Genomic DNA, 17,427 nt, shown 5'->3' with positions numbered 1-17,427 from the left:
CTATGAGGGCTGTAGGGAAATCAGTCACTCACGATATTAGTACGTAAAGTATTTTTTATCGATCAATTAATAATACAATATGTGTATTGAGCGCTGACGGGCAGTCCGTATCGTGCGGGCGATGGAAAAATGGATCGCGCTGGTCAAGCAAAGGATGCGGGAGCTTGGGCTTTCGCAGGAGCAACTCGCCGAACGCGTTGGGGTCACCCAAGGTGGCGTCGGTCATTGGCTGCGCGGCACGCGTCAGCCGAAAGTGGCCATGATGAATGATGTGCTGCAGGCATTGGGCCTGGCGCATCTTCACGTGTCGCTGCGCATGGAGCGCATCGATCAGTTGGCCGAGCGAAGCGGCCGTTATCCCGGCGACGCGCCGGACGACGAAGACCTTCTGCAGTACATCATGTGCTTCCGCTATCCAGTACTGGCCTGGGCCGAACTGGACGGACCTTTGCCGCAGGATTGCATCGTCCACGAGCAGACCGATTATTGCGCGCAGGGCAAGGCGTTCTGGCTTCCGGTGGAAAGCGATGCGATGAGCGCGCCCACCGGTCCCAGTGTGCCCGAGCGTATGCTGGTGCTGGTCGATCCCGGCGTGCAGGCCGCACCGGGCAAATTGGTGATCGCCCGACAGAACGGCACATCGGCGGTGTTCCGGCAGTTGCTCGAGGACGGTGGCCAGCGCTACCTCAGCCCACTGAATCCGACTTACCCCAAGCTGTTGTGCGGTGAAGACTTGCAGGTGTTGGGTGTGGTGGTGCGTTCGCACGGACGGCACTGAGGCCGCCCGTCAGTTGGGCCGTTGCCTACACGGTCATCAGGCGTCTCCTAACGAGACTGGCATCGTTACTACCCCTCGCTATTTCCCTTTTCTTACATAACGTCTCCGGTCGCGTCCGCGCGCCGGCGCGTGTGTTGTGCCTGAACGCCAGACGGCAGGGGGCGGCCGACTCGCCTCGGCGCAAACGGACACGCTATTTTCACCTTTACGTAAACGTCAATCTGCGCCAAAGTATCGCTCGCTTGCTTCAGTCATGCCCAGAACAATCACAAGAAGGGACAGCCATGAGTCAACCAAGCTATACCCAAGGTCGCCAGGATGCGCCGCTGCTGGACCAAACCCTCGGTCAGGCATTCGATGCCACGGTCGCCCGCTGGCCGGAGCGAGAGGCGCTGGTGGTGCGCCATCAGGGCCTGCGCTATCGCTGGCGCGACCTGGCCGAGCAGGTCGACTCGACTGCCCGCGGCCTGATGGCATTGGGTGTCGCTCCCGGCGAGCGGGTCGGTATCTGGGCGCCGAACTGCGCCCAGTGGTGCATCCTGCAAATCGCCACGGCCAAGGTCGGCGCGATCCTGGTGACCATTAACCCTGCATATCGCAGCGCAGAACTCGAGTATGTGCTGCGGCAGTCTGGCTGCAGTTGGCTGGTGTGCGCCGATGCCTTCAAGTCGTCCGACTACCACGCGATGCTGCAGACGCTGTTGCCCGAACTGGGTAGCCATCCCCTGGCCAGCGAACGCTTGCCTGACCTGCGTGGGGTAATCAGCCTGGCGACCAAACCGCCGGCAGGTTTCCTGCCCTGGACGGTGTTGGCCGAGCGCGCGGGGCAAATCGAGGCGGCCGCTTTGCGCGCGCGTGAGTGCGCACTGCACGATGACCAGGCGGTGAACATCCAGTACACCTCCGGCACTACTGGCGCGCCAAAAGGCGCCACCTTGAGCCATCGCAACATCCTCAACAACGGCTACATGGTCGGTCGCAGCCTCGGATTGAGCGAGCACGACCGCCTGGTGATCCCGGTGCCGCTTTATCACTGCTTCGGCATGGTCATGGGCAACCTGGGCTGTATCGTCCACGGCAGTACCATGATCTATCCCAACGACGCTTTCGATCCCGAGCACACGCTGCGCACGGTGGCCGAGGAGCGAGCGACCCTGCTTTACGGCGTGCCGACCATGTTCATCGCCATGCTCGACCATCCGCTGCGCGACCGCCTCGACCTGTCGAGCCTGCGCAGCGGCATCATGGCCGGTGCCACGTGCCCGATCGAGGTGATGCGTCAGGTGATCGAGCAGATGCACATGGCCCAGGTGCAGATCGCCTATGGCATGACCGAGACCAGCCCGGTGTCGTTGCAGACCGGGCCGAACGATGACTTGGAGTTACGCGTGACCACCGTCGGGCGGACCCAGCCACAGCTCGAAACCAAGCTGGTGGACGAGCAGGGCGAGATCGTTGCGCGCGGTGAGATCGGTGAGTTGTGTACGCGGGGTTACAGCGTGATGCTCGGCTATTGGAATGATCCAGAGGCGACCGACCGGGCGATCGATGCAGACGGTTGGATGCACACCGGCGATCTGGCTGTGATGGACGAGCAGGGCTATGTGCGCATCGTCGGACGCAACAAGGACATGATCATCCGCGGTGGCGAAAACATTTATCCGCGCGAATTGGAAGAGTTTCTCCACACCCATCCGGCGGTCGCCGAAGCGCAGGTGGTGGGCATACCCTGTGAGCGTTTCGGCGAACAGATCGTGGCCTGGATCAAGTTGCATCCCGGGCATAGCGTCACGGTCGAGGCGCTGTCGGACTGGTGCAAAGCGCGCATCGCACACTTCAAGGTGCCGCGGCATATCCGCTTCGTCGATGAGTTCCCCATGACGGTGACGGGCAAGGTTCAGAAGTTTCGCATGCGCGAGATGAGTATGGCGCAGCTAGTGCCCTGATCGGTCATCAACCGGTCAGGGCACTTCCGGCCAGCCGCACTAAAGGATTTTCACCAGATCGCTGACCAAGGGGGCGCCTTCCAAGTCGCTGGCGGCGTACTCTTTGCCAAACTTTTCCTTCAGATAGGCCGGGAGATTGGTGTCGTCTCCGACGATATCGCTGACTTGGGCATCGTCGTCGATATCGGCTTCGGTCTTACCATACTTAGCGGCGAGCAGTTTTTTGAGATCAGTCATTGTAGCCATGATGTGTGCCTCATTAGTCAATGGATGATGCGGGTTCTACCTGTGGTAATAACGTGATCGCGACTGGCTTCCTCCCTTCTGCTTTCTCCTATGGGGTTCAAGCCGCTTGACCGACTGCCGCCAGCCCGCGCGGGGTGGTGATCACCCGGCTTTCACCTCGACGATCTGCGAGTAATAGTGGGTCGACTCGGCGTTGTTACCCAGCTTCAACGTCAGGTTGTAATCGTTGGAGCTGATCACCACGCCGCGCTCTTGCCTACCATCCTTGCGCGTCACGATGACGGTTTTGTCCTTCAGTTTCCTGGCCGCAGCCGCCATTTGCTTGGGCGTCATCAGTTGTTCGGCAGTCGCGCGTTGCGCCGCGCTGGTTTTGGCCGCGGACACTGCAGCGGCCAGGGCTGCCTCGGCACGTTTCTGAGCCGCCAGCGCCGATTCCTTGGCCTGTTCGGCAGCATCCAGATCGTCGGATTTCAGCGAGTCCACCGTGGAACCTATGTTTTGAAGATCGGCAGGCACGGGCTCGGCGAGTTTGCGCGCGGCATCCACCGCCTCGGTAGCCTTTTTCAGAAGATCGGCCGCTTCGGGCTTTTTCAGCACAGAGGACTCGATATCGACTTGCGCTTGCTTGAGTGAACTGTTGGCTGAATCAAGCGCCTTCTGTGCCGCTGCAAGCGCGTCCCTAGCCGCCGTTCGCGCAGCGTTGAAATCTGCAGTCCTCACCGCTGCTTCGGCTTCCTGGCGCGCCATTGCAACGGTAGCCGCGGCGTTGCTGGCCTCTGTCGCGGCCTGCTTGGCCAGTTGCGCGTTGCTTCGCGCCGCGCTCAGCGTGCCTGCTGCAATTGCCGCTTGGGCCGCCTTGCGGGCCTGGGTCGCGACCTGGACCGCTTGCTCGGTGGCCGTCAATGCTGTCGAGGCCTTGAGCTTCTGGGACTGCGCATGGGGCGAACTCAACACCTCGGCTTCTGCATCGCTCTTGGCCTGCCTGAGCGCATTCCTGGCCTTTTCGACGGCCTGGTCGGCCTGCTGTTTGATGGCATTGGCATCGTCTTCAGTCATGGGCGGGGTCGGTTGGCCGGGGTCAATGGAATCCTCTCCCGCGTTTTCACCCCCTTTTTGCGAGGGCTTGGCCAGCAGCGACTTCACATGGTTGCCGAATGCCGGGCTACCCTCGACCGCGCTGTAGCTGACCTGCACATGGATGTCGTCGACCACCCATGCTCCATCTTTCTTGAGACCCTTGAGCGCCTCTTCGCCCGCAAAGACAATCTTCCAACTCGATAACAATCCCGTACCCTCGAACGGTTGGTAGCGGGTCTTGTCCGGCACCGAAGGTTGCAGTTGGAAGTTGCGGACCAATTCTCTGGCCGACCACAGGGCCACTCGCTGGCTCGGGCGCAAATCGCGCAGCACGTTTGCCGCGTTGCCCTGCTTGGCCGAGTACAGGTGTGTGGCGCCTTCGCTGTCATCGCTGAGCAAGACCCTGTTCGCGGTTTGGTAGAGCATCGCCGCAATAGATGTGGAGGCGGGGATCTGTTTACCGCGAAACTCCACCACGATGCGCTCCAGGCGGCGCAGGTAATGGCCTGGAAAGTCCACATCGAAGTGCGACGGCGCCAGTTCAAAGTGGATTTCATGGTTGGCCAAATGCGCGTGCAAATCTTCTTTCGTCCAGCCGTTGAGCTCGCACAGACTGAAGTCCTTGCGAATATCCAGTGGCCGATGATTGTCTCGAATCGCGGCCACGTCCATCTGGATCAGATCTCGCTCCAGCGCCTCGCCGGCAAGCATCCCGCGCCAGTTGTCCAGCCAGTTGTCAGTCCTGATCCAAGTGCTGTCGAAATCGCCCAGTTCGTACTGCAGGCAGCTTTCTGCCATCAGGCACAAGGACAAGGTGGCATCGTAAGCGCTGGTGTAAATGTCGGACATCCGTCCGATCAGCCAAAGGTAGGTTGGCTGGCTGGCGAACACCGAGGTCATGATCTCGTATTCGGCACGGTGGGAAGCCAGTTTGGCCCGAGCTTCCTCCAGGGCAATCGACGCTGCCCGCAGGTGCACATCTTGCTCAAGCAGCTGCTTGTCGATGATCGCCAATTCGAACGAGGCCTGCTCGGCTTCGAACCGCCATTGTTCGGAGCGCAGTTGGTAGTCTGCCCGAAGACGAAGTTCGTCCTTGGTCATGGTATGAATCTCGCTGAGCAACCTGAAGGAGAGTGCGCCTTGCTCAACGCCCTTGGAGGGTTTGTTGCCGCCAACGGCCGTGCCGTAGATCGTGGGAAGCGTGGACTCGACGGCACTGGCAGTGATTTCGAACGCTTCGGCAACGCCCAGTGCCGCTTGTGACATGTAGGCGAACGCGCGTGAGGCATGTTCCAGGTCGGTGATCCCCTCATCGTAGAGGCCTTGATAGTAGGCATGCTTGCCCTGAACCATTTGCCGGCTGGTCATCAAGGTGTCCCGCTCGCGTCTGGCCAGTTCGAGGGCTTGTTCCTGAAGCCTGCACGGAAACTCCAGTAACCGTATGACGTTCTGCTTACTCGCCACGGACAGCTTTACAGCGGCCTCACTTTCGTAGAAGCGCAACTGTGTTTGACCCAATTCGATCAATTGCAACACCGCTTCGCCGGCGCACTGGCGGACTTCGTCATAGCGACACGGTGGCACTGCACGTGCTACTCGCGAGGTGTCCGGCTGATCGCGACCAGGGCCGGTCTGCCCGAGGGCGAGTTGATCCAAGGTGTCTGGATCGAGCAGGATCGCAGCGGGCTTGCCATCGAGCGTCAGACCATGGCGCAAGTTGAACAGCCGGTTGCGCAGCAGATTGCGGACCTCGACGAGCCTGATGTTGAGCGGTGGTGTGAACGCGCCAGGGTCGGCCTCGGACAGCTTCAAGGCTTGCGCCGGTGCGCTGGACAGGTCTTCGGGCAGCGCGCCAATCAGGCGCAGCGCGCGGTCATAGCACAGCGCCGCTTCGACCAGCGAATCCAGGGTCAGCGCACGATAATGATCGTCACCCTGGCGCTGCCAGCATTCGATCACGAACAAATGCAGTGCCTTGCGATAGCGCTCCGGCTCGGCGTAGGCGAGCAGGTCCGGATCGTTGGTCTGGGCCGTGGCAATGTACGCCGCGCGGGCGAGCAAAGGGCGCGCCAGCCAGAACAACGGCGGATGATTGCCGGCAGGGGTCCAGACCCGGTAGGGGTCGAATAACTGGCGGGTACACCAGCGCCAGGCCTGACGGTATTCACGGTTCTGGCGTTGCAACCAAGTGACCAGGAACGGCACGTGGAAAAACAGTTCCCAGAAGTACAAACCATTCGCACTACGCAGATCGACCATGACAGTGCTGTCAGGGGTGTCCAGGCTTGGCTCATGCAAGGTCTGGGCTTTCCATGAAAGCGCTTGCTCGACCGACTGGGTTGCCAAGGCGACCAAGCGCTTGCCGAACAAAGTATTCAAACGTACCGCGTGGTAGGGCAACGCCAGCGACGGCTCGGCACCACTGGCGGCTTCCATGAAGTCCAGGTAAACCGCCTGTTCATCGTTACGTCTGATGTGGACACTGGGAACGGCGTCGTCGTCTTTTTCTTCGAGTGTGTAGATGTAGGTGGCCGAACCCATTACCCATCGTTGCGATGACTCCTCGGAATTTGGTAATACCTCCAATGTCGCGCTGTATTTGCGTACGTCCAGATTGACCGGGCAAATAAATCTCAGCGCTCCGTGGCCATCAGCGATCACGCTGTCTTCGAACGTCAACGTATGGGCAGGGTTGAGGTAAAGCACGATTCTGGAGAAGGCGTCGGGATGCAAATGACGAAGGCGCAACGCCGCTTTGAGCACTGCGTCCTGAGTTTTAACGCCTGCCTGTCGAACGGCTTGGAACTCGAGTTCGATCAACCGGTTAATGGCATCGGAGTCTCTATTCGCTACGGCGGATTGAATAGCGTTAGTCACGGAGATAGAGCTGGTCGATGCACCAGTGGTAGATCTTCCTACGATCGAGTTGTAGAAATTCGTCGGAAGGTAGCGGGTGGTCAATAGCTGATGCCTGAGCAGAATGGCTTCTGATGATTTTGAACTGACAACCTTCTCGAACTCGCTCAAGATTGGACCGTTCAGCAGGGTGCGATCTTGTGATGACAAAGTCCAGGTAGGGGAATCGTCGCCCACGGTGTTAACAGTCAGCCTCACGGCGAGTTTAGCGAAGGGCGGGAATAAGGTAATGACTGTTGAGAGCGCCGGTAGCGAAATGATCCATTGTTCAGCCGAATGCTTGAATTGCCAGCTTGAGGGGGTAAAGATATTTTGTACTACAATGGTTGGTGAGTAGTTCGAGTCATTCGAGTACTCAGCTACTGCTGTTTTTTTTGTAGGCGTCGTGAATGTGATCCTCAGAGTTGCAAAGCTGATGTCTTCTAATATTTCCTTGTCAGATAGGTCAAATTTCACGACGCGGTAGTGTTCCGTCAAGTGCCTGTCCAATGCGCTCTCAGCGGATTCTTTCTGCGACTTTAAGTTGTCTCGCTTATTTTCCGCGCGCGTCAGTCTTTCTTTGAAAAGCTTGGGGTCCTCCTTCTCTCTGAGATTGGTGTATATAACACCATCCTCGGCAGCTTTGTGTTGGGCCGTCAAAGAGACTAGGGTGTTGTTCAACGCAATTCTTTTTTTGTAGATTTCAGACGCTGTGTCTTCGATCACAGTGTCGGCGGAATCGATGTTTGACTTGCTGCAGGAGTTGCAATCGCTGCGTATGAAGAAAAGTTTCGGTGTGGATTCGGGGTCGACAGGCGTTACTTTCACGTCTGTATAAATTTTCCAACGACTGTCTGCCTTCAGGATCGCGTTCATATCCACATTGACGACGATGCTCTTGCCGTCATCTGCGAGTGTTGCCGACGCGTTGGCAGTGCCTTGGTCTGCGGGTAACGACCATTTGAACGGCGATGATCCTTCTTCCTCGTAGCGCAATGTGGAAACCGCGCCCATATAGGGGTGCTGCGCCACTCGCGGATCCCTGAAGAATTTCAGCCACTGTTTCACCAGCCGCGCTTCGATGGGCCGATCGGTCTTTTCATCGGTATCCAGCCGTTTGTCCTCGATCAACAACAAGTCTTTGGTGGCGATGAAGTAGTCCACATCCGGTTTGGGGGCCATGGGGGCATCAGCGGCGGCATCGAATAGCAGGACGGTCAGCCACGGGTCATCGAGCCGGTCGCCCTTGATGTTGACCATCACCATCAGTCCCGGCATGAACTCCCGGGTCTTGAGAAACTGATTACCCTTGGCGCCATGCTGGTAGACATTCGGTACGCTGGCATCGTCGAATTTGCCGGTTCGGTCATGCCCGTCCAGTGTCATGAAGGTGTTGGGTGGGCTCCAGATGCCGTCGGTCTGCTGGAACGAGAAGCACACCCGCAGTGCATGGAACACACTGGGTTTGTTGTCCCCGCCCATCGGGATGCCCGATATATCGCGCTCGACCCACACGACATACCGGCGCCCGGCGATGATCACCGGTCGAACCGTATCCACTGCGTGAAGGCTGTGGCCTGCCTGTGTGGCGGACGCTGCCGGCAGCGGGGTCTGAGTGATTTGGCCGCGTGCGGTCAAGGTAATCTTTTCCCACTCGCCCCACGCCAGCATGCTAGGGGCACCGTCCTGGTCCCGTTGCGCCATGTCCAAGGTGCGCCAGTAGTACTCAATGGGTTCTACATTGGTCTTGCCGATGAAGTGGTACATGTCAGTCAATGGCGATGTGCCGTCGGCGTAGACTGAAACCGGCTGAATATTGCTGACTTTTTCGAACGCACTCAGGTAGCCCAGCATGGCTGCCTGGATGTCCTCGGGCTGGCATTTGCCTTGTGCCAGTTGCATCTCCAAGTCCTTGAACGCAGTGGTCTTGCGCTGACGCCGCGTGGGGTCGATGTAATTCTGCGGCTCGTTCTGTGCATCACGGCGCAGTTTCCAGCGGTCGTAGCTGCTGCTGAACGCTTCCCACTCTTCACGCTCGACTTCGCTGATGGCGGCGTGGCGATAGCCATTCTCCACACGTGAATGAATCTGATGCAGGTAGCGTTGCAGGCTGGCAATGGCCGACAGTGTTCGCGTGATCATCGGTTCATGGGACACCTGCAAATCGATCAGCAGATAATCGGCCAGTGCCTGCGGGCTGGTGATCCAGCGCCCCGCGTCTTCCTGGGGAACCCAATGCACGAGCATCCAGTGCATCAGCGCGTCTCGCCAGGCCACGCCCATGTGCTCGGCCAGGGCTTTGCGTTGCTCACTGGAGCACCCTTTGCGCAGCGCCACTGCTGCCTGTTCGAAAACGTCGTAGTCGGCCTTAGGCGTCAACGGCACCAGTTGCAGCACGCTATCCAGTGACCAGTGATGCTTTTTGGCGATATCCAGCGTGCGCATCAGGTGATCGAGTTCACGCAGGGTGGTGGGCGGCGTCAGGCTGATAACGCACGACAGCGAGCCGGCCGGCCGATCAAGCAACTGCTCCAGTGCAGCCCAGGCCTGGTCGGTGGGCAGCGCTGGGTCGTCGTTGACGGCCGCCAGATACGCCAGTACATCACGCTCATAACGCTCCGGTGCCAGGCTGGCGATCAGAGCCTTGTAGAGGCTCAATTGATACATACAGGTCAGATCCAGACCACGGTGGCTCGCTGGCGCCTGACCTTGCAGGTCGAACCAGGCCGGATGCTGCACCAACTGCTCGAGCATCTGGGCACTGAATTTGAACAGCTTCACCGCGTCGCTGTAGCGCTGCAACGTAGAGAAATGCTTGCGGTCCTCGTCGGTGAACGTCATACCCTCCACAGAGTCTCCCTGCGCAGCGTCGCTGAGCGTACGCACCGCTTGGCCCAGTTGCTGGCGGTCCACACCGGCCCAGCGTAGAAGGGGATCGATCAGATCGGCACCCTCTAGCCCCAGCGCTTTGCTCAAGGTCAGGTCGAGCGCACTGTCGTCGTCTCCTTCGTGCACACTGACGGCGTTTTCCCATCGGCTTTGAGGCAACACGACCTGTGCGTTGAGTACGCTTGCTAATTGCATGGGCTCCAGGCCGACATGCTGCAGCCATCGTCCGGCTTGCAGTGCACCTGCGATGACGTCAACGATATCGGCTTGGTCATCCCCTGCCAGGCGTGGCACACCGGCCAGTTGCTGTCGATAGACAGGTTGGTCCTGCATGAGAAGATCGAGCAGCGTCAGCGCTTGTACGGTCGAGGGGTGCATCAGCCGCGCTAGCGCGACCACGCGGTAACAAGCCGAAACCACGGCCAATGAGCGTTTGGGTTTAGTCAGTTGTTGCGCAGCAGTGACCCAGCCCAGCACTACGCGCAGCACACTGTCATCCACCCTCAGCGCCAAGGCCAGCTGCTTTAGCGTCAGGGCGTCGACGCCATCGATCGCGCTGCTGTCGAATTCGCTGTCATCGAGCGTCAGAACAGGAAGTGCCTGGGCGTCCTGCTGCTTGACCTCCGGTACGAAGATCCTGTCGTAGAAGGGCCGGTGGCGTTCGGTTGCATAGGGTGAAATCTGATGCAGAAAAGCAGCGTATTGATCGGGCTCGACCTCATACTCGGCGTGCAGATGACGGAACATGCCCAGGGCGCGCAGGGTGTGTGCGGTCAGGTGATAATCGCTGCGCTGACCCTCGGCGTGCAGCGCGGCCATGACCAGACTGTCGGTCTGTGCCGCATCGAGCTCCAGCGCGCGCTGCAGTCTGACGCTGTGTTGCAGTCGGTCCAGGTGCGCTTGTGTAAAACCGGTGATGGTCACCTTCTTTTTCGGGCCTGGCGCCCGCGAGCGCTGTTCGGTCAGGTAGAGAGGGGTAGCGCCATCGTTGATGAACGCCGCGCCGTAGTGCTGACTCGAGGGCGCTGGAGCGCTGGGTACATGGGCGCTGCCGGTGACCGAGGAACCGTCTTCGCCTACGCTCGCCACCGCCAGCAGTCGGCGCAGCTCCCTACGGGTCAAGCCCAGCGCTTTGACCAGCTTGTGCGTGGTTCCGACAGCTGCCACCGACAACGACTGATCATCCGAGCCTGTGAGCAGCCTGTGTTGCAATTCGGGAGAAAAGCCGCTGGCCATCTGTGTTGCGCTTCGCATACCTGCGGCCGAGCGCTGATCGAACACGAAGGCCGGAGCGTCCAGGTGCGCTTGGCACAACACATCCCACAGGGGCGCCTGTTTGATCGCCAGGACGGCTTTGATCGACTCCCAGGCGTGGTTGAACGGTACATTGGCGTGATGGGTGCCTTGTGCGACGGCGACCTGTAGCGACTGATGCGCAGGTACCGCATCTCTGGCACGGCGCTCGAGCAGGTCCAGGACCATGCGCAGCTTGGGCAGCACGGTGCGCGTGGTGCGCTCGTCCAGCTTCAGGTCGAGCAGGTCCGCACGCCGCGTCTTGAGCGTCACCGGTGCGCTGACGTCGGCCCGGGTCTCGAATGCCAGGATCATTTCCTTGAGGTGGACCAAGTACGCCAGGCGACTGTTATTGGCCATCAAGGCGCCGGGTGCGCACCGCGCCTGGTCGTCGGGGAACAGCGACAAGTAGGAGGCAGCGTCAGGGTGAGTCGCCGGCAGGTTGCTGATGGGAATCAAATCGCTCATGGGAACTTCCTTTTGCTCGAGGGCGCAAAAAAGGGAGATGTCTGAGCGGATGACGCTACTCGGGATGGGCGAGTGGAGCACCTGATAGAAATATCAGGTGCGAGGGAGCAGGGAAGGGAAGACGGTTACGTTCGCACCGCCTTGATCGGCGGCTCATCACTGGGCGGATCACCCACCGTCGGTGGGACGGTCGGCTTTATCGGTAACGGATCCGGCTCCTTTTCCGGCACCGGCGGCGGCAGTGTCGGGTCGTCGATATTCGGATCGGGTGTTTCAGGATTGGTCGGAATGTTCATGGCCGGACCTCTTCGGTGTTCCAAGGGTGTACAGGTACGACATGATTTGGGCAGCAATCGCTCAATTTTTATGGAACCCCGCTCTAGCCCCAGGCTCTGAACCCTTACCGCCACCAGCCAGGGGAGCAAGGTCCGATGTCAGGTAACGAGCCCGTTGCAGCAGCGCCTTTCGAGCAAGTGCCCAAGGCCAACGATCATCCCGACCAGGCCATCAATCTGTCCCAGGCGCTGCTGGCGCCGCGTATCGTCATCGAGGACACCACGCCGGTGCTCGACGGTGGGGCGTTTGCCGTGAAAGCCATCCGCAATCAGCCGGTGGCGGTGACCAGCAAGGTCTACAGCGACGGCCATGACCGCCTGTCGGTGCTGCTGCACTGGCGCCAGGCGCACAGTCGCCAATGGCACGCAGTGCCTATGCTCGCTGAAGGCAACGACCTGTGGACTGCCGAATTCACACCCGCTGAGTTGGGACTTCACCTGTTCTGCATCGAAGCCTGGATCGACCCCTACGCCACGTATTGTCACGACCTGGAAAAGAAGTACCACGCCGGGGTCGAGGTGACGTTGGAGTTGGAAGAAGGTCGGCTGCTGCTGGGCAAGGGCGTGGACCGCAGTGAAGGCGCGTTGCGCGAGCAGTTGCAGACGTTGCAGCAGCGCCTGCCCAGCCTGTCGGCCGATGAGCAGGTGGCATTGCTGCTCGACCCGCACAGCGCCGAGCTGATGGGCAAGGCTGAGCACCGCAGCTACCTGACCTGCAGCCGCGAACTACCGCTGGATGTCGATCGAGAACAAGCGCTTTTCGCCAGTTGGTACGAGCTGTTCCCCCGTTCGATCACCGACGAGGCCGAACGTCACGGCACCTTCAATGATGTGCATCAGCGCCTGCCGATGATCCGCGACATGGGCTTCGACGTGCTGTATTTCCCGCCCATCCACCCCATCGGCAAGCAGCATCGCAAGGGGCGCAACAATTCCCTGCAGGCCGGTCCCGACGATCCGGGCAGTCCTTACGCTATTGGTAGCCCTGATGGCGGCCACGAGGCCATCCATCCGCAACTGGGTAGCCGTGAAGACTTCCGCCGCCTGGTGGCCGCCGCTGCCGAGCATGGCCTGGAAATCGCCCTGGATTTCGCCATCCAGTGTTCCCAGGATCACCCTTGGCTCACCGAGCACCCCGGCTGGTTCAGCTGGCGCCCGGACGGCACCATTCGCTATGCCGAAAACCCGCCGAAGAAGTATCAGGACATCGTCAACGTCGATTTCTACGCGCCCGACGCCGTGCCGTCGCTGTGGTTGGCGTTGCGTGACGTCATCATCGGTTGGGTGCAAGAGGGCGTTCGTACCTTCCGGGTCGACAACCCGCACACCAAGCCGCTGCCGTTCTGGCAATGGCTGATCGCCAATGTGCGTAGCCAGTACCCTGACGTGCTGTTCCTCGCCGAAGCCTTTACCCGTCCGGCGATGATGGCGCGGCTGGGCAAGGTGGGTTATGCGCAGAGCTACACCTACTTCACCTGGCGCAACACCAAGCCGGAGCTGCGCGAGTATTTCGAAGAGCTGAACCAGCCGCCCTGGAGCCTGTGCTACCGGCCCAATTTCTTCGTCAACACACCGGATATCAACCCGTTCTTCCTGCAGAGTAACGGCCGTGCGGGCTTTCTCATCCGCGCCGCGTTGGCGACCATGGGTTCGGGCTTGTGGGGCATGTATTCGGGCTTCGAGCTGTGCGAAGGCACGCCGCTGCCAGGCAAGGAGGAGTATCTCAATTCGGAGAAGTACGAGATCCGTCCGCGGGACTTCACCGCGCCTGGGAACATCATCGCCGAGATCGCCCAGCTCAACCGCATCCGCCGGCAAAACCCCGCCTTGCAGACGCATCTGGGGGTGACCTTCCTCAATTGCTGGAACGACCAGATCCTGTACTTCGCCAAGCGCACCGCCGAACGCGACAACTACATCCTGATCGCCATCAGCCTGGACCCGCACAACCCACAGGAGGCGCACTTCGAGCTGCCGCTGTGGGAGTTGGGGCTGGACGACCACGCCGATACCCACGGCGAGGATCTGATGACCGGGCACCGCTGGACCTGGCATGGCAAGACCCAATGGATGCGCATCGATCCTGGGTATCAGCCGTTCGGTATCTGGCGCATCAGCCGTCTGGATTGATCACGGTCGTCTTCCAAGGAGTCCCCCATGGCCAAGCGTTCCCGCCCGGCAGCCTTCATCGACGACCCGCTGTGGTACAAGGACGCGGTGATCTACCAGTTGCACATCAAGTCGTTCTTCGATGCCAACAATGACGGCATCGGTGATTTTGCCGGCCTGATCAGCAAGCTCGACTACATCGCCGCGCTGGGCGTCAACACCCTCTGGTTACTGCCGTTCTACCCCTCGCCACGGCGTGATGATGGCTATGACATCGCCGAATACAAGTCCGTGCATCCGGACTACGGCAGCCTCGCCGACGCCCGACGCTTCATTGCCGAGGCGCATCGGCGTGGGCTGCGGGTGATCACGGAGCTGGTCATCAATCACACCTCCGACCAGCATCCCTGGTTCCAGCGTGCACGGCGTGCCAAGCGCGGCAGCAAGGCCCGCGACTTCTATGTCTGGTCCGATGACGACCAGAAGTACGACGGCACGCGGATCATCTTCCTCGACACCGAGAAGTCCAACTGGACGTGGGACCCGGTCGCAGGCCAGTACTTCTGGCACCGTTTCTATTCCCATCAGCCCGATTTGAACTTCGACAACCCGCAGGTGATGAAGGCGGTCATCGGGGTGATGCGCTTCTGGCTCGACCTGGGCGTGGACGGTCTGCGGCTGGATGCGATCCCTTATCTCATCGAACGCGACGGCACTAACAACGAGAACCTGCCCGAGACCCATCGGGTGCTCAAGGCGATTCGCGCCGAGATCGACGCCAATTACCCCGACCGCATGCTGCTGGCCGAGGCCAACCAGTGGCCGGAAGACACGCGACCGTATTTCGGCGAAGGCGATGGCGATGAATGCCACATGGCGTTTCACTTCCCCTTGATGCCGCGCATGTACATGGCCCTGGCCATGGAAGACCGTTTCCCCATCACCGATATCCTGCGCCAGACCCCGGAGATTCCCGCCAACTGCCAGTGGGCGATCTTCCTGCGCAACCACGATGAGCTGACGCTGGAGATGGTCACCGATCGCGAGCGCGACTACCTCTGGAACTACTACGCCGAAGACCGTCGAGCGCGCATCAACCTCGGCATCCGCCGACGCTTGGCGCCGCTGCTGCAACGCGACCGTCGGCGCATCGAATTGCTCACCAGCCTGCTGCTGTCGATGCCCGGCACGCCGACGCTGTACTACGGCGATGAACTGGGCATGGGCGACAACATTTATCTGGGTGACCGCGATGGCGTGCGCACGCCGATGCAGTGGTCGCCTGACCGCAACGGCGGTTTTTCCAAAGCCGACCCGCAGCGCCTGGTGCTGCCGCCGGTGATGGACCCGCTGTACGGCTACCAGACCGTCAACGTCGAAGCGCAAAGTCATGATCCGCATTCGCTGCTCAACTGGAACCGCCGCCTGCTGGCGGTGCGTAATCAGCAGAAGGCTTTCGGTCGCGGCACCTTGAGGATGCTCAGCCCGAGTAACCGCCGCATCTTGGCGTACGTGCGCGAGTACACCGATGGCCAGGGCAGTACCGAAGTCATCCTCTGTGTCGCCAACGTGTCGCGCGCCGCCCAGGCCGCCGAGTTGGACCTGTCGGCCTATGTCGACAAGGTGCCGGTGGAAATGCTCGGCGGCAACGCGTTCCCGCCGATCGGACAACTGCCGTTTCTGCTGACCCTGTCGCCTTATGGTTTCTATTGGTTCCTGCTGGCCTCCCACGACAGCCTGCCCAGCTGGCACAACACACCCTCCGAAGGAATGCCCGAATTGACCACGCTCGTGCTGCGCCAGCGCCTGGAGGAACTGCTCGAAGCGCCCTCCGTCGACACCCTGCAGGACGCCATCCTGCCCCAGTACCTGCCCAAGCGCCGCTGGTTCGCCGGTAAGGAAGCGCCGATCGATGCGGTGCGCTTCCGTTATGGCGTGCGCTTCGGCACGCCGAGCAACCCGGTGCTGCTCAGCGAGTTGGAGGTGGTCAGCGACGGCCTGAGTACCCATTACCAACTGCCACTCGGTCTGCTGCCCGAAGAGCAGATCAACAGCGCCTTGCCCCAGCAACTGGCGCTGTCGCGGGTGCGTCGCGGGCGTCAGGTCGGCTTGATCACCGACGCCTTCGTCCAGGAACCTTTCATCCGCGCCGTGCTGCGGGCCTGCCAGGAGGGCAGCCAACTGCCGACCGAAGCGGGAGAGCTGCGCTTCGAGTGCACCGAGCAACTGGCTGCCCTGCAATTGGGCGAAGACAGCGCGGTGCGCTACCTCAGTGCCGAGCAGTCCAACAGTTCGGTGGTGATTGCAGAGCGTGTCGTGCTCAAGTTGATCCGCCGGGTCAATCCGGGCATTCACCCCGAGTTGGAAATGAGCGCCTACCTCACGGCAGCCGGGTTCGCCAATATCTCGCCGTTACTGGCCTGGGTCAGCCGCGTGGATGCGCAGGAGCAACCGCACCTGTTGATGATCGCCCAAGGGTACTTGAGCAATCAGGGTGATGCCTGGTCCTGGACCCAGAACACCCTGGAGCGGGCGATCCGCGATGAGATGGAGCCCAACCATGCCAGCGCCGAGGCGCATACCGATGCCCTGGCCGAGCTGGCCGGTTTTGCCACCTTGCTGGGCCAACGCCTGGGTGAGATGCACCTGCTGCTTGGCGCGCCGACCGATGATTCAGCCTTCGCACCGCGCCCCAGCGAGGCCACCGACAGTGCGCGCTGGGGCGCGCAGATCGCCGCCGAACTGAGCCACGCGCTGGACCTGCTGGGCCAGCACCGCGCGCAACTGGATGCCGACAGCCAGGCGTTGGTCGACGATCTGCAACAACAGCGCGAAGGCTTGGCCCAGCACATCGAACACCTGGCGCAGCAGGCCCAAGGGGGGCTGCTGATGCGCGTGCACGGCGACCTGCATCTGGGGCAGGTGCTGGTGGTGCAGGGCGATGCCTATCTGATCGATTTCGAAGGTGAGCCCTCGCGTCCGCTGGAGGAACGGCGTGCCATGCACAGCCCGTACAAAGACGTCAGCGGTGTGCTGCGCTCCTTCGACTATGCTGCTGCGATGATCCTGCGCAGTGCCTCGGCGGTGGACTCGTCCGAGGCTGCCGGTCAGGCCCGTCAACGCATCGCCCGGCAGTACCTGCACCAGTCACGTCATGCCTTCGTTCAAGCCTACGGCCTTGCCACCGCCGCCATGCCCCATGCCTGGCAGCAGGCCGACGGCGAGCGTGCGGCACTGGAGTTGTTCTGCCTGGAGAAAGCCGCGTACGAGATCACCTATGAAGCGGAGAATCGTCCGAGCTGGCTGGCCGTGCCTTTGCATGGCTTGCATGGACTGATCAGCACGTGGGGCGAGTCGTGAAGGACCTGTTGTCGGTGTCACCGTTTACGCT

At 60.7% G+C, this 17,427-nt stretch carries 7 protein-coding genes; 4 read left to right on the top strand and 3 right to left on the bottom strand.

Features of this window, described 5'->3' with window-relative positions; all coding sequences use genetic code 11:
* Nucleotides 1-121 precede the first annotated feature (121 nt).
* Together ACK2SD_RS14525 and ACK2SD_RS14520 are read left to right on the top strand one after the other, a co-directional pair.
* Nucleotides 122-778 (top strand): LexA family protein, encoded by a 657-nt coding sequence (locus ACK2SD_RS14525; protein ID WP_295488210.1) that lies wholly within the window; start codon nt 122-124, stop codon nt 776-778.
* A gap of 284 nt (nt 779-1,062) precedes the next feature.
* The gene (locus ACK2SD_RS14520) at nt 1,063-2,724 is read left to right on the top strand and encodes an AMP-binding protein (protein ID WP_412460131.1); all 1,662 of its coding nucleotides are present in this window, start codon (nt 1,063-1,065) and stop codon (nt 2,722-2,724) included.
* 39 nt (nt 2,725-2,763) lie between these two features.
* Here ACK2SD_RS14520 and ACK2SD_RS14515 read toward each other — a convergent pair whose 3' ends face one another.
* The 3 genes from ACK2SD_RS14515 to ACK2SD_RS14505 form a co-directional block, all read right to left on the bottom strand.
* On the bottom strand, nt 2,764-2,970 hold the full coding sequence (locus ACK2SD_RS14515) for a hypothetical protein (RefSeq protein ID WP_412460130.1): 207 nt from the start codon (nt 2,968-2,970) through the stop codon (nt 2,764-2,766).
* A gap of 141 nt (nt 2,971-3,111) precedes the next feature.
* Entirely contained in the window at nt 3,112-11,592 is an 8,481-nt protein-coding gene (locus ACK2SD_RS14510; protein WP_412460129.1) for a neuraminidase-like domain-containing protein, read from the bottom strand.
* Between the two features lie 125 nt (nt 11,593-11,717).
* Entirely contained in the window at nt 11,718-11,888 is a 171-nt protein-coding gene (locus ACK2SD_RS14505) for a hypothetical protein (RefSeq protein ID WP_412460128.1), read from the bottom strand.
* Nucleotides 11,889-12,023: 135 nt separating this feature from the next.
* Between ACK2SD_RS14505 and ACK2SD_RS14500 the strand changes: the two genes are divergently transcribed.
* Entirely contained in the window at nt 12,024-14,057 is a 2,034-nt protein-coding gene (locus ACK2SD_RS14500) for an alpha-1,4-glucan--maltose-1-phosphate maltosyltransferase (RefSeq protein WP_412460127.1), read from the top strand.
* 27 nt (nt 14,058-14,084) lie between these two features.
* Nucleotides 14,085-17,396, top strand: a complete 3,312-nt coding sequence (gene treS, locus ACK2SD_RS14495) for a maltose alpha-D-glucosyltransferase (protein WP_412460126.1) — start codon at nt 14,085-14,087, stop codon at nt 17,394-17,396.
* Nucleotides 17,397-17,427 lie beyond the last annotated feature (31 nt).

Origin of the sequence: Pseudomonas sp. SC11, from assembly GCF_047039205.1 — a bacterium.
Lineage (GTDB): Bacteria > Pseudomonadota > Gammaproteobacteria > Pseudomonadales > Pseudomonadaceae > Aquipseudomonas > Aquipseudomonas boreofloridensis.
The sequence above is the reverse complement of the archived record's forward strand: the minus strand, read 5'-3'. Positions and strand labels throughout refer to the sequence as shown.

Coding starts and splice junctions, on each gene's coding strand:
- ACK2SD_RS14525 (WP_295488210.1), top strand. CDS start 122: ATGGAAAAATGGATCGCGCTGGTCAAGCAAAGGATGCGGGAGCTTGGG.
- ACK2SD_RS14520 (WP_412460131.1), top strand. CDS start 1,063: ATGAGTCAACCAAGCTATACCCAAGGTCGCCAGGATGCGCCGCTGCTG.
- ACK2SD_RS14515 (WP_412460130.1), bottom strand. CDS start 2,970: ATGGCTACAATGACTGATCTCAAAAAACTGCTCGCCGCTAAGTATGGT.
- ACK2SD_RS14510 (WP_412460129.1), bottom strand. CDS start 11,592: ATGAGCGATTTGATTCCCATCAGCAACCTGCCGGCGACTCACCCTGAC.
- ACK2SD_RS14505 (WP_412460128.1), bottom strand. CDS start 11,888: ATGAACATTCCGACCAATCCTGAAACACCCGATCCGAATATCGACGAC.
- ACK2SD_RS14500 (WP_412460127.1), top strand. CDS start 12,024: ATGTCAGGTAACGAGCCCGTTGCAGCAGCGCCTTTCGAGCAAGTGCCC.
- treS (WP_412460126.1), top strand. CDS start 14,085: ATGGCCAAGCGTTCCCGCCCGGCAGCCTTCATCGACGACCCGCTGTGG.